This window comes from Micromonospora sp. KC721, assembly GCF_004348355.1.
Lineage (GTDB): Bacteria > Actinomycetota > Actinomycetes > Mycobacteriales > Micromonosporaceae > Micromonospora.
The window spans coordinates 1-19,339 of sequence record NZ_SMJY01000062.1 but is presented as its reverse complement, the minus strand read 5'-3'; the positions used below and the strand labels follow the sequence as shown (position 1 = coordinate 19,339).

At 73.0% G+C, this 19,339-nt stretch carries 18 protein-coding genes and 1 pseudogene; 10 read left to right on the top strand and 9 right to left on the bottom strand.

Annotated elements, in window-relative coordinates; genetic code table 11:
- Positions 1-10 precede the first annotated feature (10 nt).
- Positions 11-676, top strand: coding sequence for a GTP cyclohydrolase I FolE (folE, locus tag E1182_RS13450; RefSeq protein WP_132264715.1), 666 nt, complete (start codon positions 11-13; stop codon positions 674-676).
- A 9-nt stretch (positions 677-685) separates the two neighbouring features.
- Here the strand turns inward: folE and E1182_RS13445 are convergent, their stop codons facing one another.
- Both E1182_RS13445 and E1182_RS13440 read right to left on the bottom strand, forming a co-directional pair.
- A complete protein-coding gene (locus E1182_RS13445; RefSeq protein ID WP_243706202.1) occupies positions 686-1,360 on the bottom strand; it encodes a hypothetical protein in 675 nt (224 codons plus the stop codon).
- A 53-nt stretch (positions 1,361-1,413) separates the two neighbouring features.
- Positions 1,414-3,972 carry an FtsK/SpoIIIE domain-containing protein gene (locus E1182_RS13440; protein WP_132264713.1) on the bottom strand — a complete coding sequence of 853 codons (2,559 nt, stop codon included), beginning with the start codon at positions 3,970-3,972 and terminating at the stop codon, positions 1,414-1,416.
- A 201-nt stretch (positions 3,973-4,173) separates the two neighbouring features.
- Here E1182_RS13440 and E1182_RS13435 point away from each other — a divergent pair, with 201 nt between their 5' ends.
- Positions 4,174-4,737: a hypothetical protein gene (locus E1182_RS13435; RefSeq protein WP_132264739.1), complete on the top strand. Its 564-nt coding sequence runs from the start codon at positions 4,174-4,176 to the stop codon at positions 4,735-4,737.
- A 3-nt stretch (positions 4,738-4,740) separates the two neighbouring features.
- On the opposite strand, the gene E1182_RS13430 is transcribed toward E1182_RS13435, so the two are convergent.
- The 7 genes from E1182_RS13430 to E1182_RS13400 are packed head-to-tail and all read right to left on the bottom strand — an operon-like array spanning position 4,741 to position 13,361.
- Positions 4,741-5,343: a hypothetical protein gene (locus E1182_RS13430; protein WP_132264710.1), complete on the bottom strand. Its 603-nt coding sequence runs from the start codon at positions 5,341-5,343 to the stop codon at positions 4,741-4,743.
- A complete protein-coding gene (locus E1182_RS13425) occupies positions 5,340-6,530 on the bottom strand; it encodes a M23 family metallopeptidase (protein ID WP_132264708.1) in 1,191 nt (396 codons plus the stop codon). The genes E1182_RS13430 and E1182_RS13425 overlap by 4 nt, the downstream gene beginning before the upstream one ends.
- The gene (locus E1182_RS13420; protein WP_132264706.1) at positions 6,527-7,084 is read right to left on the bottom strand and encodes a hypothetical protein; all 558 of its coding nucleotides are present in this window, start codon (positions 7,082-7,084) and stop codon (positions 6,527-6,529) included. The genes E1182_RS13425 and E1182_RS13420 overlap by 4 nt, the downstream gene beginning before the upstream one ends.
- A complete protein-coding gene (locus E1182_RS13415; RefSeq protein WP_132264704.1) occupies positions 7,081-9,033 on the bottom strand; it encodes an MFS transporter in 1,953 nt (650 codons plus the stop codon). Before E1182_RS13415 ends, E1182_RS13420 begins: the two co-directional genes overlap by 4 nt.
- Before the next feature lies 1 nt (position 9,034).
- Entirely contained in the window at positions 9,035-12,622 is a 3,588-nt protein-coding gene (locus E1182_RS13410; protein ID WP_132264702.1) for an ATP-binding protein, read from the bottom strand.
- A gap of 49 nt (positions 12,623-12,671) precedes the next feature.
- Positions 12,672-13,034, bottom strand: a complete 363-nt coding sequence (locus E1182_RS13405) for a hypothetical protein (protein WP_088976442.1) — start codon at positions 13,032-13,034, stop codon at positions 12,672-12,674.
- A gap of 12 nt (positions 13,035-13,046) precedes the next feature.
- A complete protein-coding gene (locus tag E1182_RS13400; RefSeq protein ID WP_132264737.1) occupies positions 13,047-13,361 on the bottom strand; it encodes a hypothetical protein in 315 nt (104 codons plus the stop codon).
- Between the two features lie 354 nt (positions 13,362-13,715).
- Here E1182_RS13400 and folP point away from each other — a divergent pair, with 354 nt between their 5' ends.
- From folP to E1182_RS13360, 8 genes and pseudogenes are all read left to right on the top strand, one after another.
- Positions 13,716-14,618 (top strand): dihydropteroate synthase, encoded by a 903-nt coding sequence (gene folP / locus E1182_RS13395; protein WP_207921388.1) that lies wholly within the window; start codon positions 13,716-13,718, stop codon positions 14,616-14,618.
- On the top strand, positions 14,615-14,974 hold the full coding sequence (gene folB / locus E1182_RS13390) for a dihydroneopterin aldolase (protein WP_132264700.1): 360 nt from the start codon (positions 14,615-14,617) through the stop codon (positions 14,972-14,974). Before folP ends, folB begins: the two co-directional genes overlap by 4 nt.
- On the top strand, positions 14,971-15,498 hold the full coding sequence (gene folK / locus E1182_RS13385; RefSeq protein ID WP_132264698.1) for a 2-amino-4-hydroxy-6-hydroxymethyldihydropteridine diphosphokinase: 528 nt from the start codon (positions 14,971-14,973) through the stop codon (positions 15,496-15,498). Before folB ends, folK begins: the two co-directional genes overlap by 4 nt.
- Before the next feature lie 44 nt (positions 15,499-15,542).
- On the top strand, positions 15,543-16,031 hold the full coding sequence (locus E1182_RS13380; protein WP_371687545.1) for a DUF3180 domain-containing protein: 489 nt from the start codon (positions 15,543-15,545) through the stop codon (positions 16,029-16,031).
- A 99-nt stretch (positions 16,032-16,130) separates the two neighbouring features.
- Complete coding sequence (locus tag E1182_RS13375; RefSeq protein ID WP_132264693.1) at positions 16,131-17,339, top strand: ABC transporter permease; 1,209 nt, start codon at positions 16,131-16,133, stop codon at positions 17,337-17,339.
- Between the two features lie 61 nt (positions 17,340-17,400).
- Positions 17,401-17,706 (top strand): hypothetical protein, encoded by a 306-nt coding sequence (locus tag E1182_RS13370; RefSeq protein ID WP_132264691.1) that lies wholly within the window; start codon positions 17,401-17,403, stop codon positions 17,704-17,706.
- Between the two features lie 62 nt (positions 17,707-17,768).
- Positions 17,769-18,269 carry a hypothetical protein gene (locus tag E1182_RS13365; protein WP_132264689.1) on the top strand — a complete coding sequence of 167 codons (501 nt, stop codon included), beginning with the start codon at positions 17,769-17,771 and terminating at the stop codon, positions 18,267-18,269.
- A gap of 75 nt (positions 18,270-18,344) precedes the next feature.
- Positions 18,345-19,339, top strand: a pseudogene (locus E1182_RS13360) (hypothetical protein); the annotation flags it as partial.

Genomic DNA, 19,339 nt, shown 5'->3' with positions numbered 1-19,339 from the left:
CCACCCGGGGCTGGCCGCCTCGTCCACCGAGCCCGACGGTGACGAGGCGCTCGACTACGTCGCCGCTCGGCTGATCAGCGGCAAGCTCACCGGCCGGCCGGTCGAGGACACCATGGACCTCGCCCGGATCGAGAAGGCGGTCCGGGAGATCCTCATCGCGGTCGGGGAGGACCCCGACCGCGACGGACTCCGGCAGACCCCCGCCCGGGTCGCCCGGGCGTACGCCGAACTCTTCGCCGGCCTGCGGGTCGACCCGGCCCAGGTGCTCAGCACCACCTTCGAGGCCAACCACGAGGAACTCGTGCTCGTCCGGAACATCGACGTGATGAGCCTCTGCGAGCACCACCTGCTGCCGTTCCGCGGCAGCGCCCACATCGGCTACATCCCCGGCCCCGACGGCCGGATCACCGGCCTGTCCAAGCTGGCCCGACTGGTCGAGGTGTTCGCCCGCCGCCCCCAGGTGCAGGAGCGGCTCACCTCACAGATCGCCGACCTGCTGATGAGCAGGTTGCAGCCGCGCGGCGTCGTGGTGGTGCTCGAATGCGAACACATGTGCATGGCGATGCGCGGCATCCAGAAGAGCGGTGCGCAGACCATCACCTCGGCGGTGCGGGGCACCCTCCAGCACGACGCGAAGTCGCGGGCCGAGGCGATGGCCCTGATCATTCCCCGCTGACCTCGGCGATCAGCCGCCCAGCATCGCCAGCATGAGCCCGGCGGTGGTCGCCACCGCCGGCACCAGGCAGGTCAGCGCCCCCAGCCGGGGGGTACGGTCCAGCCGTTCGCCGGCAGCGGCCGGGAAGAACCGCCCCACCGCGACCCAGCCGACGGCGAACGCCACCGCCGGCATCGGCACCCCGACGACCAGCGCCGCGACGCTCACCGCGCCCGTCCCCGCCACCAGGAAGAGCACCAGCTGCGCCAGCGGCACCAGCAGGGCGAGCGGGCCATACACCAGCAGGTTGCGCAACCGTGGCGGCCACGCCGACGGGCGCAGCGGCCCCCGCGTCGCCAGCGTCGCCTCCGCGGCGTCCACCACGCCCAGGGCCACCCGCAGCGCCGTCAGCACCGCAGCCGGACCCCCCACCATCGACCGGGCCGCCTCGGTCAGCTCCGGCGGCGTCGGGGTCAGCGAGATCGACGGTACCCCCAACCCACGCAGTCGGGCCTGCTGCGGCGCCAACCGGGCATGCACCCGAACCAACTCCTCCCGGGCCGCCTCCACCGCCCGGGCCTGCTCCACCGCGGCGGTCGCCGCAGCACGACGTACCCCGTCGAGCTGTCGGGCGGCGGCCAGGTACTCCGTCCACGGGTCCGCCACCGCCCCGACCGGCTCGTCACCGACCCGCTGCCGGGACAGTCCGTCGACCCCAACCCCACCTATGGGAGGTCCCGTCGTCTCCGCCGCCCCGCTCACGACCACCCCGCCTCGTCGGCGGCGAACGGCACCAGCACGACCCCCCGCTCACCCGGGCCGTCGAAGAGCACTGCCCGGCCGGGGCGGGGTCGCCACTGCACCGGACGGCCGAAGACCCCGCCCAGCGTGGCTCCCGGCACGTCCACCACCACGACGGCCGCCAGCTTGTCCACCGCGCCCTCCGGATCCAGCAGCGCCGCGAACGGCGGCACCGTACGCCACCACCCCAACAGGTGCATTCCCGCCGGGGGCCCGTCCCGCAGCAGCGCCCGCAGCCGCTCGACCGGCAGCTCCGCCGGCCGGGCCGAGTCCGCCCCGAACACCACCAGGTACGCCGGCCCATCCTCGCCGACCACGCTCGACAGGCCCGGACCGTCCACCGTCCGCACCCGGTGCCGCTCCGCCAGCTCGGCGGCCAGAGCGGCCACCAACGGGGCCGTGCCGTCGGCCAGCGGCGCGAGCACGAAACGGGCGCTGCCCGGCGCGTGGTGGGCGGCCGTGCTCCGCACGGCGGTCACCAGCAGCTCGGCTGCCTCCGCACCCGCGCCCAGGATGGCCACATTGCGCCCCGCCACCGGGCCCAACGGCACCGCGACGGTGCTCCGGGCCACGTCCACCGCCCGGCCGAGCAGCGCCGCCGGCCCGCCGGCCCGCCCCGCCAGGGCCGCCCGCATCCGGGGATCATTACCCAGTAGCGGCCGGGCCCAACCGGCGAAGACCACCGGCGGGATCGCCCCCTCCGGCCGGGCCGCGAAAAGCCGATGCCGCAGCCGCTCGACGGTCTCCGGGTCATCGTGCGGATCCGGGAACCGCACCAGGCGTTCGTGCCCCCGGGTCGCGCCACGCGGCCCGCCCAGGCCACCCGCGGTGTTCACCACCGCACTGCCGGCCGCCAGCCCGGCGGCCGAGTCGTTGGTCGGCATCAGCACCGCGCCGCCACCGGAGAGCGCAACCCGGACGGGAAACTGCCCCAGCACCGAGTCGCGGGGCGCGGCACCGGCCCCGATGCCCAGATCACCCGCGCCGGCCAGGACCAGATGGACGCCGTACGCCCGCCCCGCACGGGTCAGCCCGTCCAACCGGGCCAACACCTCGGCGGCGACCGGATCCCGGTCGGCCAGCAGCAACGGGAAGTTGTCGAGCACACAGACGACCCGCGGCAGCGACTGGTGTTCCCGCAGTTCGGCGAAGCGCTGCCCGCCGGCCCGGGCAGCAGCCTCCTCCCGCCGGCGGGCTTCTGCCGTCAACTGGTCGAAAAGGTCCCGGACGTACTCCGGGTCGGCGGCCATCGCCGCCGACCGCACCTGCGGTATCCAGGTCCGGTCCCGCTCGGTCTGCAGGAACTCCACGAAGGACTCGTTCTCCCCGAGATCCACCAGGTGCAGGACCAACTCGTCCGGGCCGTAGCGGGCGGCGAGACCGAGCAGCGCGGTGGTGAGGAACGCGGCCCGACCCGCGTCGCAGCGGCCACTGACCAGCCAGTGCGGGGTGAGTTCGGTGAATCCGACGGTCACCGCCCGGCCGGCGGCGTCACCGACCGTGGTGGACAGCCCCGCCGTGGACGAGGCCTGCCACAGCGGGTCCGTCTCCGCCGGCAGCAACTCGGTCAGGCCCAACCGGGAACCGGCCTCGATCTGCGCGGCCAACCGCCGGCAGACCGTTCCGATCAACTCCGTCCCCGGATCCTCGTCCACGAACACCGGAGCGTTCAGCCCGCCGCCGGACTCGGCGCCCGGCCCGCTGAACGGACTGCCCGGCGGATCGCCCAGCAGCGCGTACGCCGTCCGCAACGCCAGCCGGGTCGCTTGCGGCAGCGGCGGCCGGCCGGCCACCGGCCAACCGGCGACCAGCAGATGCAGTCCGGCCTGCCGGCCCGACCCGGCCAGTGCCTCCAGCCGGGCCAGGTCGTCGGTCGTGGTGTGCGCCGGGAACCCGGCGACGACCAGCAGCAGCGTCCGATCGTGCCGGCGGGGACGGCCCGCGCCGGGGGAGACCCACTGCTCGGCCTCGGTGAGCATGGCGCGCAGGCCGGTCACGTCCACCGCGGGCGGCGGCAGCAGCCCGGCGTCCGCCAGGGCCGCGAAGGGCGTGAACGTGTCGCCCCCACCCACCCCGTCCACCGCGCGGACCAGCAGGCAACCGGCCGGCGTCGCCGCCAGCAACCGCAACAGCACGGCCCGGAGCAGCCCTACCGACCGGGGCTCCCGGGCATCAACGTCGAACGTGAGGTGACCGGTGCCGAGCAGCGGCACCAGAGCCGGGAAACGGGCGTCGTCCAGCGGCGCGGCCATGCCGACGCGAACGAAGGGCGGGTTCTCCTCGCCGGCCGGGGTGTCCGGTGGAAGTGACTCCAGCCCCGCACCGGCCCAACCCGGGGCGAGCCGGGCCGCAGCGGTCCGTAGCCGGTCCGCCAGCTCGTACTGCCGGCGCTGGTCGGCCGGGGCGGGACGGATCTCGTCGAGCACGTTGGCCGCCGCGGCGGCCGTGGCGGCGGCCCGCCGGTGCAGGGCCGCGGCACGGTTCGTGCGACCCTTCGGACCGGCCACCGTGTCCACCCCTCTTCCCGAGGTTGGAAACCTCCCCGAGCAGACCGTATCCCAGGTGGGGTCGCCCGCCGGGGAAGCTGCCCGGCGCTGCGCCAGGCTTGTCGTACCTGGTGGGCAACTCTCACGTCCCGGGGTCGTCCTGTCACCATCCGCAGGATCTGGGGCATTGGGTGCGGGCGGTTCAGCCGATAGCCTCAGGGAGTGGAATCAGTGCAGCCCCCCGCCGGTTCCCAGGTCTCCCGCGTACCGGCGCAGCGGACCCCTCCGGATCAGCTCGCGCCACCCGTCACCACCCCGGTGCCGCCTCCGAAGCAGCGACGGGTCCGCACCGTCCTGAGTGTGGCCGCGGCGGTGATGGCGCTGCTCTGCGTCGGCGGGGCGGCGATCGGTTACGTGCTGTACGACCGGGCCACGGCACCGGATCGGAGCGCACCGGACGTGGTGGTGGACAACTACCTGCGCGAGTTCCTCGTCAACCGGAACGACATCCGGGCCGATCAGTTGGTCTGCGAAGGCGGAACCGCCAAGGAGCGCTCGCAGTTGCAGCTGTTGCGAGATGATCTACTCGTCCGTGAGGAGCGATTCAACACGACTATCACGGTGAGTTGGGGTGCTCTTGAGGTCCGTCGAGACGGCAACAATGCTCAGGTCGAGACTGTTTTAATCATCTCCGCGTTGGTCGAGGGAATTACCCAGAGTGATCGCCAACGATGGCGGTTTCGGACGCAACTGCGCGACCATTGGCGCGTTTGTGAAGCTGCCCCTGCCGGTTGAACCTCATTCGATCCACAGCAAGTGCACCGGCACCTCCATGGTGCTGGGGGGCTGACCACGCCAGGCCCAGCGGTACCACTCCAGTTCCGAAGTGACCCGCACACAGATGTCACCCTCGGCGCCGGAGTAGGTTTCGGTCACAGCCCGCAGATCCCGGCGCTCGACCCCGTCCTCCACGTACACCACCCGCCGACCAGCGACCGAGTCGACCTCGAACACGGGAGTAGGGGACCGGTGGCTAGGGCCGTCGAGGGAGACCAGCCGGATGCCGGACTCGGTGCGGGGTGCCTGCCGCGTGGTGTGGTCACCGAGGGTTTCCACCCACACCCGTTCGACGGGCACCAGCGGGGCGAAGACCTCGACCTGGTCCGACTCGGCGCGGTACCACTCGTGTTCGGGGATGACCGGGACGTAGGTGCTGCTTCCCTGCACCACCCGCTCGTCGGCCCGGAGGTCGCCGCGCCAACCCAGGCGGGGCAGCCCGACCAGCACCCGCCGGCCGCGCAGCTCCACCCGACCGGTGGCCGGCACGATCTTCACAGGACGTGGTGGCCGGGGGGCCCAGTCCGGCTGACCAGCGAAGGGATCCGGGAGCGGATCGCTCATCGCTGGGCGACTTTCGCCGACGCGGTCAGGGCGGCCCCGCGCTGCCGCATGAAGTGCACCGGGTCGATGGCACTCAGCGAGGAACGGTCGCCGTCCCGGTGCACCTCGAAGTGCAGGTGTGGCCCGGACGAGTTACCGCTGCTGCCGACCCGCCCGATGACCTCGCCGGCCCTCACCACCTGGCCGGGCACCACCAACGGCTTCTCCACCATGTGGCAGTAGCGGGTGACGTATCGACCGGCGTGCAGAATGTCGACGAACCACCCGCATCCACCTTTTCCGGGCGACCCGTCGACGTCACAGTCCCGGCGGCCATTGTGGTCCGGATCGCACCGGGCCACCAGCACCCGGCCGGCGGCGGCGGCGTGGATCGGAGTGCCCTTGCGGGCGGCGATGTCCACCCCGTTGTGCCGCGGCCGACTCGCGGTACGGAAGCCGGAGCCCACCCTGCCCGGGATCGGAGCCGTCCACCCTGAGGCGGCGATGTTGTCGCCGGAAGCCTGGTCGCAGACCGCCCTGTTCGCGATCTGCACGGTCTTGGCCGCACCACCGGCGAGGACGTTGATGATCTGGCTCGCGACTTCCTCGTGTTTGGCGTACGCGTCCGGGTAGGCGCTGATCTGTACCTTCTGGGCGGCCAGGGTCAGTGGCAGTTGCTGCCAGTTGTTGACCTTGAGCAGCTTCTCGTAGAACTTCCGGGCCGCGTACTCGGGCGTCATGCGTTGCGCGACACTGCCCCAACCGGCGCGTTGCTGGAACAGGCCGACCGAGTCGTGGTCCCGACCGACACCCTCGTGGGGGAGTTGCCGGGACCTCACGACGGTGCTGTTCGCCAGGTTGCGCAGGGCCGACTCCTGCATGGCCGTGGCCACCGCGATCACCCAGCCACGGGGTGGCACCTTCATCTCCTGGCCGACCCTGATGATGATGGCGGCGTTGCGCAGCTGGCTGTCGCCGTACCTCGACATCCGGGGCATGTCGCCGGTCACCTTGACCTTGTGGTCCTGCTGGCAGGCGATCTCGTTCGAAACGAGGGTCTCCTGGTCGCCGCCGAGATTGGTGAGGAAGAAGGCGGCGCTGCCGCCGCCGCAGCACAGCAGGGTGAGGGTGGCGGTCAGCGCGGTGAGCAACGCACCGACCCGAAGCCGGCGACGGGGCTGCTCGCCCCCTGACGGTTCGGTGTTCATGTCCGCTCCCAGTCGACCGCGTCCACCAGCCAGCGCCCGTCCGGCGCGACCAGCTCAAGTCGGAGCCGGCCACTCTCCAGCGGCACCAGGACCTCGGCGAAAGCCTCGGTCCGGGGGCGGAGGGTCACCGCCCCGGTGACCCTCTCCGGCGGCACACTGGTCGGATCCCCGTCACCCAGCTTCTCGATCAGTTCCGGTGTCGCCAGCGGGCGCAGGCTGGCCTGCCACTTCTCTGCCGTGCTGGTCGGGCCGCCGAGCCACGCGGTGGCGAACCGGCCTGCGGTCTGCTCCGGGGTCAATTCCCCGGGCAGGGTCTTCGGAGACTGCGGCGCGGGGCTGGCGAGCACGCCGTCGTCGCCCTCCTCCGGATCCACGGTGGTGATGGGCTGGCTGGGACGACTGCTCAGCCCGCTGGTCGAACCGCCGGGACCGGAGACCAACCGGGCGGATCCGATCACCGCGAAGACCAGCACGGCGATCGCGACCGCGATGCCGAACCGGGACCGTAGGACTCGGGTGAACAGAAGTTCCAGCGCCCGCCGCATCGCCGTCACCGGGCCTCGGAGCGTACCCGGGGTGCCGGCTTGGGCGCCGGCGCCCGTTCTGCCGAATCGGGCCGGTACACCACAAAGGAGGGAGCCTCTTCCGGCACGTCCGGCTCCGTCCAGCTCGCCGGCCGGCGGCGGGGACGCGGAACCGGTGGTTTCTCGGCCGTAGGTACCCTTTCCTGCCGTTGGTCCGTCTCGTCGGGGCGTTCCCGGCCATCCGGGCGTTCCCGGGGCTCGCGGCTCGCGGGCGAATGCGACGGATCCTCAGCGCGGGCCTCGGGGCGCAGCGGTGATGGTTCGAGGGCCAGGCCGCGCCTGCGGGCGAGAACGGGCTCGGCGGTACCGCCCGGCTCGGCCGCGTCGAGCCGGGCGGCGACCCGCATGTCGCGGAAGAAGCGGCGATGCCACGAGCCGGCGGAGCTGACCGCCTCGCTGCTGTCCTTACCACCGAGCTGAGTGATCCGCCGGTACGGGCGCAACAGCAGCCAACCGACCACGCCGCAGAGCCAGACGAGCACCACCTGGAGCCAACCCGGCAGGGTCGGCGTACTCATGATCAGGTCGACGGCGAAGAGGTAGATCGCCGCGCCGGTGCCGAAGATGGCGATGTTGAAGACGGCGGCGACGACCGCGTTGCCGAGCCGGCGTAGGCCGGCACTGGCCGGTCGCAGGAGGCCGATGGTGCCGAGGATCGGTGCGGCGATGACCGCCCATCGGAAGATCAGGAAACCGAGCAGTACCAGCAACGACGCGGTCAGGTCGAACATCGCGAAGAGCAGGGCGGCCAGCACCGCGATGAAACCGGAGCCGATCCGGTCCATGTCCCGGGTGCCCTTGAGGTACTCGTAGGCCTCCTCGTCCTCCCTGCTGATCTGTTCGGCAACGCGGGCCCACTGCTGCTGTTTGGCCTTGATGGTCGCCTCGCGGGTACCGGGGTTCTGCCGCAGCTTCTGCGTTTCCTCCCAGGACAGTGACTTGGCGTCGTAGAGCGCGGGCCCGTACTTCTTGGCAGTTTCACTGTCCGCCGACCCGAGCACGCCGCGCAACCAGTTCCGGTAGAGCATCGACTCCGTGGCGGTGTCGCTCGCCCGCACGGCCGGCGGCCGCTTGTCCACACAAGCGTCCGGGTTGGGTAGCGCACATTTGTCAGCAGGTATGTCGCGTGAAGCCGGGCCGACGGCGTCGTGGACGACGCCGAGCGAGGTTATGAGGGTGCCGTCGGCGATGCTCGCGGACTTGACCGGCCAAGCGGCCAGCGCCGTGACCGCCACCATCACCAGCAGTGCCCAGCCGGCGGTGGTCATCGCATTGCTCATGTCCGACTGGCGTGAGCGCCAGAGAAGGTACAGGCCGACGACACAGAGCGTGATGATCCCGAAGACGCTGAACACCTTCTGGTAGACAGCCTTCGTAGCCTTCTCCACCAGGGGGTCGGCCCAGTTCCACATCGAACGCGGATTCCAGGCCCGCTCGCGTAGCGCGTTGGAAGCGCCCACGATCGCGGTAGCGACCATGAACTCCCCATTGGCCACTGTCGTCGTGAACTTGTATTCCGGGTGCAGCACGGACGAGGCACAGCCTTCGTCGAGGTCGTACGTGGCGAAGCTGTAGCCGGCGTAGCCGTAGTCGCTGTAGAGGCCCTTCGGGCCGGGAAGTTTTGACGAGTCCGGCTGGGAGGCGAACCATCCAGCCAGCCCTGAATCGGGTGCCGACGGGACCGGCGCGTTACGGCATTTCACCTGGTCCTCGCTGACTTCCTGGAGCTTCGCGACGCAGGCGCGGAAGTCGGCCTGCCACTCCTCGGTGCTGCACAGCTCCGCCCTCGCCTGGGCCGGGGTGGGTGCCGGGGCGGCGAGCGCCGGTGTCGGGGCGAGCACCGGCCAGGCGAGCGTGGCACCGGCGAGCACGCCGAGTGCGAGGAGGAGCGCCGTGATCCGTGCCCGGGCCCTCGCCATGTCACGCCTCCAGATCAGCCAGGACGGTCGGCAGTTGCCCGGCCGCCTGGGCGGCCGCGGCGGGGGTGGTGTCCAGGTGTTCCAGCAGCCCTTCCACGTACGACACGTCGACGCGGACCTTCTGCACGCGCCCGTCGACGTCGCGCATGACGAACTCGCGGAAGCCGAGCCGGGCGGCGGAGGTGGCGTCGACGGCGGAGAGGGAGGCGAGGGTCGCCTCGTACCCGTCGTCCACCGGCACCCGGAGCAGCCGCAGCGCCTCGGAGGCGATCTCGGTGTCCTCGGCGATCCGGCCGACGAAGACGGTGGAGACGAGGTTCTGCACGTCGAGACCGAGGATGTCCTTCGGGTTCTGCGACGCGACCAGGGCGGCGAGGTTCCACTTGCGGGAGTCTCGGGCCAGGCGGACCAGGAACGACCGGCCGGAGCGCCAGCCTTCCATGAAGTGCGCCTCGTCCAGGCCGACCAACTTGCGTGACGACATCGAGCCGCCGTAGCAGCGGCGGACGGCGAGCCGGTGCGCGGTGTGCAGCATCGGCAGTGCGAGGGCTTCCTCGGCCGACCAGTACTCGCGTTCGATCTTGAGGTCGGGCAGCCGCAGGCCGGCCATGGTGATCACCGTGAGCGCCGCGTCGGCGCCGAGCAGCCCCTCCGGCGGGCGGCCGAAGAAGAGCATCGCCAGCGGCATTTCGGCGGTGTCCAGCAGCAGGTTGGCCAGCTCCCGCCCGGCGTCGTCGTCCATCCCCTGCAGGCAGGCGACCACGTCGTCCAGGGTGGAGGCTTCCTCCGCCGGCACCTGTCGTACCGCGTGCCGGAACAGGGTGGCGGTAGACGCCTCCCGGGCCACCTGTGGTGGCACCAGCATCATGCAGATGTCCTGCACCAGCATCCGGCGCTCGGCCCGGGCGTTGGAGACCGCGATCTCGAACTCCCGGTCGCCCGCCGCCCCACTGCCGAACTCGCTGCGCAGCGGCGTCGGGATGAGCGAGTACGGCGCCAGCGTCCCCGGTTCGGAACCGGTCAGGTTCAACACCCGCGCGTACGGCCGCAGTTCCGGCATGGCGCAGAGCCGGGCCAGCGGGCCGGACGGGTCGAGCAGGGTCACCTGCACCCCCCGTCGGGCGGCCAGGTAACCGAGCGCGCCGAGCAGGGTCGACTTGCCGCCGCCCGGTTCGGCGACGAAGACCGCGAGGCCGGAACGTTCCCGTACCTCCATCGGGAAGTGCAGGTCGAGGAAGACCGGCCGCCGGCAGGTGCCGGCCGTCCGGCCGATCAGGTCACCGCGGCGGTCGCCGACCGTGGACGCGGCCTGCGGTAGCGCCGCGGCGAGCAGGTTGACCGGCATTCGGCGGACGTACCCGGTGTTGGCGATGGGCTCGCCGGGGATGAACTCGCGGGCCAGCCAGTCCTGGTTCTTGGGGTGCTGGAGCGAGATGCGCAGTTCCCGGGAGTAGAGCTGGATGAGCCGGCGGGCCCGCTCCAGGCACTCCTCGCGAGTGCGGCCGCCGACCGCGATCCGGTGCCAGCCGTGCGCGCGGGCCGAGTCCACCGGCAGGCCGGTGGTCATCTCGTCGCCGATCACCAGGGCCCGCTTGGCGAGCCGTTCCAGCTCCGGTGGCGCGTCGATGCCGTGTTCGGCGTAGTCGAGCTGCTGGGAGCGGATCATCCGCAGCCGGTGTTCGAGGTTACGGAACGAGTCGTTGGAACCGAGGATGTCCACCCGGGTGGAGATCTCCATCGGCCAGGGCAACCGCTCGTGGAAGTGCAGCCATGGCTCGTGTCGCTCGGGAATCTCCAGCGGCTCCATCCGTCCGACGGCGAGCACGGCGACGTGCCGCTCCTCGCCGGTCATCCGGTTGACCAGTTTCAACGTCGAGCCGTACGGGGTGCGGTAGCGCTCGACCTGTTCGGTGAGGGCCAGCAGGTCACCCCGTTCCCACCGGCCGTTGGTGACCGGGGAGAGCACCCCGGGTGGGGCCATGCAGAGCGCGACGGAGCGGTAGAGCAACCACTCCAGTTCCTGCGCGGTCACCCGGCGCCCGCGCATCCCGAACGCGCCGAGCACCTCGTCGAACTGCTCGACGGTGCGGCCCAGCTTGCGGCGTTCGCCGTCGGCGGTGCCCCGGCCGAAGACCCGCAGCAGTCGCTCGGTGAGTGAGTCGCCGAGCGACCGGCGGGCGAAGGTGACGCCCAGGTAGGTCTGCCCCTCGGCGTGGTTGACCGACATCAGGTGCCGTTGGGCGGCCACCAGGTGGTCGGCCCAGCCGGCGGTGCCCGGGACGTCGGGCAGCGGCGAGGTGGTGTGGGCGTCGATGGTGCGGGCCCACTCGTCGGCCGGGAACGGGCGGGTGGTGCGGCGCAGGTGCAGTCGGAACCCGGCCAGGCCGGCGTACTGCTCGGAGATGGCGGAGAGCAGGGCCTCCCGTTCGGCGTCCGGGCGGAACGCCCAGCGCACCTCGGGCAGCCAGTACCAGGCGGTGACGGTGTTCGGGGTGAAGGTCAGGTGCCCGGCGATCTCGGTGATCGCCAGATCGATCGACGGGTCCCGGTCGCCGAATTTGATTTTCGGTGGGCGTACCCGGACGGGTCTGGTCGGGGTGTCGCGTCGGCTCGCCGCGCGCTGGCGCGGCGCCAGTTCCCGGGAGGTCCGTTCCGCCGGTGCCGGCGGGACCGCCTCGGTCAGTTCCCGCCGGCCGGCTTCGGTCGGGTCGGGGTGGCCGACGTCGGTGGCGGACCCGGCCGCGATCCGGAGCGGCTCGGCCTCCTCGGGCCAGGGCGGTGCGACGGGTACGGGGGGTGCCGGTGGGACGGGCTCGGGCCGTGCCCTTTCGGCGGGCGGTCGCGCCGAGCGTTCGGTTGCCTGACGGCGGGCTCGTTCGGTGGCCTCGCGGCGGATCCGTTCGGCGGCCTCCCGGGCGGTGAGCGGTTCGCCGACGGGTGCGGTGGACATCCGTCGGGGTGCGCGCTGCGGCGGGGTCTCCACCGGACGGTCGGCCGGCGTCGCGAGCCCGGTCGTCGGCCGGACCGCCGGGAGTCGGTCGCCCGGCTGCTGCGGCACCCGGGTACGGGCCGGCCGGCCGGTGAGGGGAGCCGCCTCGATCGCGGGCGGCTCGGCTCGGACGACGGGCGCGGCCGGTTCGGCCTCCACCTGGCGCGCGGCCGGCTCGGCCACCGGGGGTGCGGCCGGCTCGGCTCCGACGAGGGGCGCCGGCGGGACCGGTGGCGGCGGGGTGACCGGCTGGTGTGGAACCGGCGGGTGCTCGCGACCGGCGGTGCGCGGCGGCAGGGCGGCCGGCCGGGTCGCCGGGCCGGTGCCTCCGAAGAGGTCGAGGAAGGGGGAGTCGATGTCGGTGCCGTCTCCGGCCAGCATCGGCGTCGCCGGTTCAACCGGCGGGCTGCTCCGGCCGCCGGTCGGGCGGGGTGCCTGGAAGACGCCGACACCGCTGGTGCGGGAGCCGGGAACGAGGGCGGGGTCGTATGCCTCCTCGTCGGGCAGCTCCTGCTGGGGGTAGTCGAGTGACCGCGCACGGTTACCGTGCGGGGCATCGTGGCGTCCGGCCGGGTAACCCGGCGTGGAAGAGCGACTCATGCGACCGCCTCACCCGCGTGGTTCGACTGCCCGATCGGTGTGCGCCCGGTCATGCCAGCTCCTCCCGGATCCTGATCCGGCTGCCGACCAGACGGGGGTCGCGTTGCTCGGCGGCCGGCTCCCGGGTGCGTCGCCAGTCGGTCAGGGCCGTGCGGATGACCATCCGCGCCGGCCGGTCCGGGTCGACGTACCGGAAGATGAACGAGGTGGTCACGATCGCGAGGGCGATCTCCCAGGCGGGGAAGAGTTCGACCTGCAACGTGAACAGCCAGTGGATGAACATGTAGAGGGGCACGAGCAGCATGAACAGGCCGTACTGGGCGTACGGCAGGTGGACGGGAAGGGTGTAGCCGGGCGGTCCGAGGTAGACCAGTCGGGCCCGGTAGATGTCGTCGTCGGTGCGCAGCCGCATTTCTGCCCGCGCCTATTCGAAGATCAGGTCGATCAGGTAGTCGCCCACGAAGAAGAGTGTGGCCGCGCCGGCGATGAACGCCAGGCCGACGATCGCGATGGCGGAACTCGTCAACACCTTGGAGATCTCGCCCCGGCTGGCCCGGCCGATGAAGATGACGCCGAGCACCGCGAGCAGGATCGGCGCGATCTTGCTGGCGAAGAAGGTGACGACACCGCTGGTGTCGATGCCTTTGGGGGCAGGCTCGGCGAGCGGGGCCGACGCCAGGGTGTGCAGCGCCTGCACGACGCCGGACGACGTCGTCTCGATGAGCTCGAAGGCGATCACTGGAACCTCCCCATAACGCGGCCGGCGGTGCCGCGGCGGTGCGGTGGGCAAGCCTGGCGGGAACTGCTCACTGTGCGCAGCGTTCGCAGCGCTGCGTTCGGTGTCCACCACGGAGAGTGGTGAGCTTTGGGGGGATTCTTCCCGCTTCGGCCCTCCCTCCAGGCTTCGCCGTCTCGATGCTGGGCAATTCCACAGCGTACGGGCCGCCCCCCTTTGCGACAACCCGCGAAGAGTGGACCCGAAACGGCGCGGACGACCGATCGTACACCTGTTCCAATAGCCACGTCAGCCTCCACTTCCGGGCCGCCGTCGGGGCCCGCCGGACCGCCCCCGCCCGCCCGGTACTGTCGGGTCGTGACCGATCTGGTACCGGACGGGGCCCCGGTGGTGATGGGCGTCCTCAACGTCACGCCCGACTCCTTCTCCGACGGCGGTCTCTACGCCGACCTCGACGCCGCAGTCGCACACGGAGTGCGACTGCGGGCGGAGGGGGCGCGGCTGGTCGACGTCGGCGGCGAGTCCACCCGCCCGGGCGCCGACCGGGTCGACGCCACGGTGGAGACGGCCCGGGTGGTCCCGGTCGTCCGCGCGCTGGCCGCCGCGGGCGTCACGGTCAGCATCGACACCAGCCGCGCCTCGGTGGCCGAGGCCGCGCTCGCCGCCGGGGCGTCCGTGGTCAACGACGTCTCCGGCGGCCTGGCCGACCCGAACATGGCCCGGGTGGTCCGCGACGCCGGTTGCCCCTGGGTGCTCATGCACTGGCGCGGCCACTCCCGTGACATGCGGGACCTGGCCACCTACACCGACGTGGTCGCCGAGGTCCGGGCCGAACTGGGCCGGCGGATCGACGCCGCGCTCGCCGCCGGGGTCACGGCCGACCGGATCATCGTCGACCCGGGTCTCGGCTTCGCGAAGACCGCCGCGCACAACTGGGAACTCAGTGCCCGCCTGCCCGAACTGGTCGACCTGGGTTTCCCGCTGCTGTTCGGGGCGAGCCGCAAGTCGTACCTGGGCCGGCTGCTCGCCGACCCGGCCGGCACCCCCCGTCCCACCGCCGGCCGGGAGGTGGCCACCGCCGCGACCAGTGTGCTCGCCGTCGCCGCCGGCGCCTGGGGGGTACGCGTGCACGATGTGCGGGGCACGGTCGACGCGCTCGCCGTCTGGGTGGCCACCGGCCGTCCCCGGCTGGCCCCCGGAGCCTGGACCGGACCCGCCGACGCGGTCCCGACCGCTGGCCGCGACGGGGTGGTCCGATGACCGACCGGATCGAACTGTCCGGGCTGCGGGCCCGTGGCCGGCACGGCGTGTACGACTTCGAACGCGCCCAGGGGCAGGACTTCGTCATCGACGCCGTGCTCGAACTCGACCTCGCCCCGGCCGCCCGCTCCGACCAGGTGAGCGACACCGTGCACTACGGCGAACTGGCCGAGCGGCTGGTCGCCGTGGTCACCGGCGAGCCGGTCAACCTGATCGAGACCCTCGCCGACCGGCTGCTCGCGGTCTGCCTCGCCGAGCCCCGGGTGGCCGCCGCCACCGTCACCGTGCACAAGCCGGAGGCGCCGATCCCGCACACCTTCGCCGACGTCGCGGTCACCATGCGGCGGACCCGGTGACCCGGGCGGTGCTGTCGATCGGCAGCAACCTCGGCGACCGCCCCGCCCACCTGCGTACCGCCCTGGCCACGCTCGGCGACAGCGTACGGGTGGTCTCCGGGGTGTACGAGAGCCCGCCGTGGGGGGACGCGGACCAGCCCGCGTACCTGAACGCCGCGGTGCTGGCCGTGGACCCGGCGGCGACCGCCGGGGACTGGCTGGCGCGGGCCCGGGCCGCCGAGGAGGCGGCCGGCCGGGTTCGCGACCCGCGCCGCCGGTTCGGCCCGCGCACCCTGGACGTCGACGTCGTCGCCGTCTGGGATGACACCGGCCGACCGGTGCTCAGCGACGACCCGGAACTGACCCTGCCGCACCCCCGCGCGCACCTGCGGGCCTTCGTGCTCCGCCCGTGGATCGACATCGAACCCCACGGCCGGTTGCCCGGGCACGGCTGGCTCACCGACCTGCTCAACGCCGAGCCGCTGGCCGGTGACGCCCTGGAACTGCGCCCCTGCCCGGATCTGCCGTTAGAGTCGGACCCATGACCCAGGCGCAGACCCCGCGTGGGGGCGACCCGGACCGCTTCCGGATGGGGCCCACCCGGATCTCCACCCTGGTGGTGGCCGCACTCGCCGCAGCGGCCGTCGCCTGGTTGCTGATCAGCGCCTTCTACGGCAACCTCGGTTCGGGCCTGCCCTGGCTGCCGGTGGTCACCCTGGCGGCCCTCGCGGTGCTGGAGGCGTACGCGGCGGCCAACACCCGCAGCCGCATCGAACGCCGGCCCGGACGGGAACCGGTCAACCCGTTGCTGGTCGCCCGGTTCGTGGTGCTGGCCAAGGCCTCCGCGCTGGCCGGAGCCATCTTCGCCGGCTTCTATGCGGGCCTCACCGGCTGGCTCTTCATCGAGGACACCCGGGCCGCCGTCAACGACCGGCCCGCCGCCGGTGCCGGCCTGCTCGCCGCGCTCGCCCTGGTCGCCGCGGCGCTCTGGTTGGAACGCGCCTGCCGGGTGCCCGAGCAGGAGGACGACGAGGACCGGGAACCCGGCAACCGGCAGAGCCGGCCGCCCCGGCGGTGAACGGAGGGTTACGCACGGCCCGGCACGCAGGTACCGTCCCTGGCGACCGGAGAGCAGGCCGCCGTCAACGGCGACGGCCGGCAGGGGGAGGCGCGCGGGATGGCGTACGACGAGCCGGGTCGGGTCTTCCCGACGGAGCTGCCGGGCCTGTCCGCCGCCGCGGACCTCGGTGATCCCGGGCACGGTGAGTCGGGCCGGGACCGGATCGGCGTACACCTGATCTGGGAGGCGCTGCTCCTGGTCGGACTCGTCGCGCTCGTCGTGCTGCTCGCGCGGGCCGACGTCGACGCGGTGCGCGGGGAGCGGCTGCACATTCTCCTCGTCGACGTGGTCGCCCTCGGCCTGCTCGCCCTCGCCGTCGGGCTGAGCCTGCGGACCGCAGCGGTGAACCTGGCCGTCGGTCCGGTCGCGGTGGCCGCCGCGCTGCACCTCGCCGAGCAGGGCGACCGGGGGCTGCAGGAGGCGCTGGTGCCGGCCCTGGCGGTCGCCGTGCTCGGCGGACTCGTCCTGGCCCTCGCGGTCACGGTGCTGCACGTGCCCGGCTGGGCGGCCAGCCTCGCGGCGGCGGCCGCGGTGGTGGTCTGGATCGAACGCCGCACCGCGCCGGTGTCCGTGCAGGGCGACCACGACGTACGCCGGGTCGCGTTCCACCTCTTCGCCGGCTTCGCGGCCGTCGCCGTACTGGGGGGGCTCTTCGCCGCGATCCGGGCGGTCCGCCGGACGGTCGGCCGGTTCCGGGCGGTGGGCGACCCGGCCCGCCGTCGGGGGGTGGCGGCGGCCCTGGTCACCGCGACCGCGCTGGTCGCCTCCACCGTGCTCGCCCTGCTGGCCGGGGTGCTGCTCGCCGCCAACGGGACGGGGTCGGTCGCACCGGAGCCGGGGCTGGACCGGACGGTGCTGGCCGTCGGGGTGGCGCTGCTCGGCGGCACCAGCGCGTACGGCCGGCGCGGCGGGATTTTCGGCACCCTGCTCGCGGTGAGCCTGGTCGCCGTGGTCCTCGCTCTGGCGACCACGGAGGGCCAGCCGTTGAACCGGTGGGCCGTCGGTGCGGCGGCACTGGCCGTCGGGCTGATGGTGACCCGGCTGGTCGAGACGTTCGGCCGACCCCGCCCGACGGCAGGTGAGGCGGCCGAACCGGTGCCGGCCGGCGACGGCACGATCAGCTCCGGATGGTCGTTGACCCGCCCGGGCCGGACCGACTCGTGGACGCCGGCGCTGCCGACCCCGACGACGGAGACGCCGCGCGACCCGTGGGACGCCCCGCACTGGGAGACCGGGCCGAATCGGTGGGACGACCGCGACCGGTAGCCGGGTCCGCTCGGCCGCATCCGGCGGGCCGGGTGTGATCTCGCCGGTTAGGCTCGCGGGCATGACCGAGACTCCTTCCACCGGCACCGGCCGCGACTTCGACGAGCTCGACGCGCTCTCCACGGAGGAACTGCGGGAACAGGCGTTCGCGCTGGCCCGGGAGCGGCGCGACGTGGGTTTCTTCTGGTCGGTGTTGCGACACCTGCCGAACGCGGACGAGGCCGCCGCCCTGGACGGGGCGCCCAACTCGGTCGGGCCGACCATCGACGAGGCGGTCGCGCTGTGGCGGGAACTGACCGGGCACGGCTACCAGGAGTCGGCACCACTGCTGCGCGCCGCGTTCATCGACTACCTGATGAAGCACTGACCGGTCGTGTCGGCGGCTGGCGAAGGTTTGCCCGCCGGGGTGGCCCGGGAACTTCCGGCCGCATGGCCGTCACCAACCAGCCCCGCGCCGCCGCCGGTTACGGCACCGCCGCCGGAACCGGCGCCATCGCCGCGCTGATCCTCGTCGGGGTGTGCGGCAGCCCCTGGTACGTCGCCTGGGCCGAGGCCAACACCGACCCTTCCTCAGCCGGCGGTTGGTTCCTGCGCCTGCTGGCCTGGCCGGCCTGGCGGCTGACGGCCGTCGAACCGGGGCAGGGCGTGCTCGCCACCGACCTGCGGGCCATCTTGCTGGTGGTCTTCGCGGTGGTTTTCCTGTACCTGCTGCCCACCTCGCAGGTGGCCCGGGTGCAGGGATCGCTCAACCAGTTCTTCTCCGGTTGGGCGGCGTACGTCCTCGCCGGCGCGGTGGGGACCCTGCTGGCGGCGCTGCTGACCTCCGGTGGGACGCTGCTCGCCGACTTCCAGACCACGCAGACGGGTGCCGCGTACGGCTTCTTCGCCGGCTGGGTCGTCGGCCTGGCCAGCCTCGGTGGTCGGGCCTGAACGTCGGTCACCCGACGCGGATCCGCGGTCGCGGGCCGTTCCCACTCCGGACATCTGTCGGTAGGCTCCGAAGCCATGCCCGCCCCGGCCCTCAGCGACAAGCGCCGTCCCCAGCTGCTGACCGTGCTGTTCTGGATCGGGGTGGCGATCGCGCCGGTCGCGGCACTGATCCTGCTGGTCGCCGACGGTAACGGCCCACTGCGGTTCGCCGCCGTGCTGGCCATCATGGCGGTGGTCCTGATCGGCCTGTCGATCGCGTTGCGCGGCGACTCGGGCGGCCCGGCGCCGGATCTCCTCGACGAGTTGGAGCAGTTGCGCCGGGAACTGCGTTCCGAGATCGTCGCCGCCGCCCAGCGCGGCAACCAGGCGCTGGACCAGGCGCAGCGGGTGGAGAACCAGGTCATCGCGTTGCGCGGACGTCTCGACGCCATCGCGGCGGGGGCCGCCGGGCGGACCGGGGTGGAGGAGCCGGCCGGGCCGGGCCGGGCGCGGGTACCGGTGCCGGAGACCCATCACGACCCGCAGGACGGGCGACGCCACGCGGTGGAGGAGCCCGCGACCTGGCACCGGTCGGCAATCGACCGCGACGACGAGCCGGTCGGCGGCCGGTACGGCACCGAGCATGCCGGCACCGGCCAGGCGGGCGGGTACGGCGTCGTCCCGGGCCAGAACGGCGCCGTCGGTGGACCCGGTCAGGGCCGAACCGACCGGTCCGCCGCCACGGCGTCCGCCGGGGTGTACGGGATGGCCCGCCCGGTGCCGGAGCCGCCGGGCCGTCCGGTGCTTCGGCACACCGAGACGGTGCACGTGACGACCCGGCACACGGTGGTCGACGGCGCCGACCCGGGGGTGGCCGGCGGGTACCCGGGCAGGTGGTCGACCGGCGCGGAGGAGTCGTCGTGGCACGCCGCGGAACCGGATGGTTCCCGGGCCGCCCAGCGTGACGATCGGGGCGGCTGGTCCGCCCGGCGCGACGAGCGGCCGTGGGCGGGTGGTCAGGCCGAGGAACGGCCGTGGGACAGCGGCCAGCCGGCGGAACGGTCCTGGGGCGGGCGGGCCGAGGCCCGGAC

Excerpts from the sequence above, each read along its gene's own strand:
- E1182_RS13375 (WP_132264693.1), top strand. The coding sequence starts at position 16,131 with ATGGCGTACGACGAGCCGGGTCGGGTCTTCCCGACGGAGCTGCCGGGC.
- E1182_RS13410 (WP_132264702.1), bottom strand. The coding sequence starts at position 12,622 with ATGAGTCGCTCTTCCACGCCGGGTTACCCGGCCGGACGCCACGATGCC.
- E1182_RS13415 (WP_132264704.1), bottom strand. The coding sequence starts at position 9,033 with ATGGCGAGGGCCCGGGCACGGATCACGGCGCTCCTCCTCGCACTCGGC.
- E1182_RS13380 (WP_371687545.1), top strand. The coding sequence starts at position 15,543 with ATGGGGCCCACCCGGATCTCCACCCTGGTGGTGGCCGCACTCGCCGCA.
- E1182_RS13405 (WP_088976442.1), bottom strand. The coding sequence starts at position 13,034 with ATGCGGCTGCGCACCGACGACGACATCTACCGGGCCCGACTGGTCTAC.
- folB (WP_132264700.1), top strand. The coding sequence starts at position 14,615 with ATGACCGACCGGATCGAACTGTCCGGGCTGCGGGCCCGTGGCCGGCAC.
- E1182_RS13430 (WP_132264710.1), bottom strand. The coding sequence starts at position 5,343 with ATGAGCGATCCGCTCCCGGATCCCTTCGCTGGTCAGCCGGACTGGGCC.
- E1182_RS13425 (WP_132264708.1), bottom strand. The coding sequence starts at position 6,530 with ATGAACACCGAACCGTCAGGGGGCGAGCAGCCCCGTCGCCGGCTTCGG.
- E1182_RS13365 (WP_132264689.1), top strand. The coding sequence starts at position 17,769 with ATGGCCGTCACCAACCAGCCCCGCGCCGCCGCCGGTTACGGCACCGCC.
- E1182_RS13370 (WP_132264691.1), top strand. The coding sequence starts at position 17,401 with ATGACCGAGACTCCTTCCACCGGCACCGGCCGCGACTTCGACGAGCTC.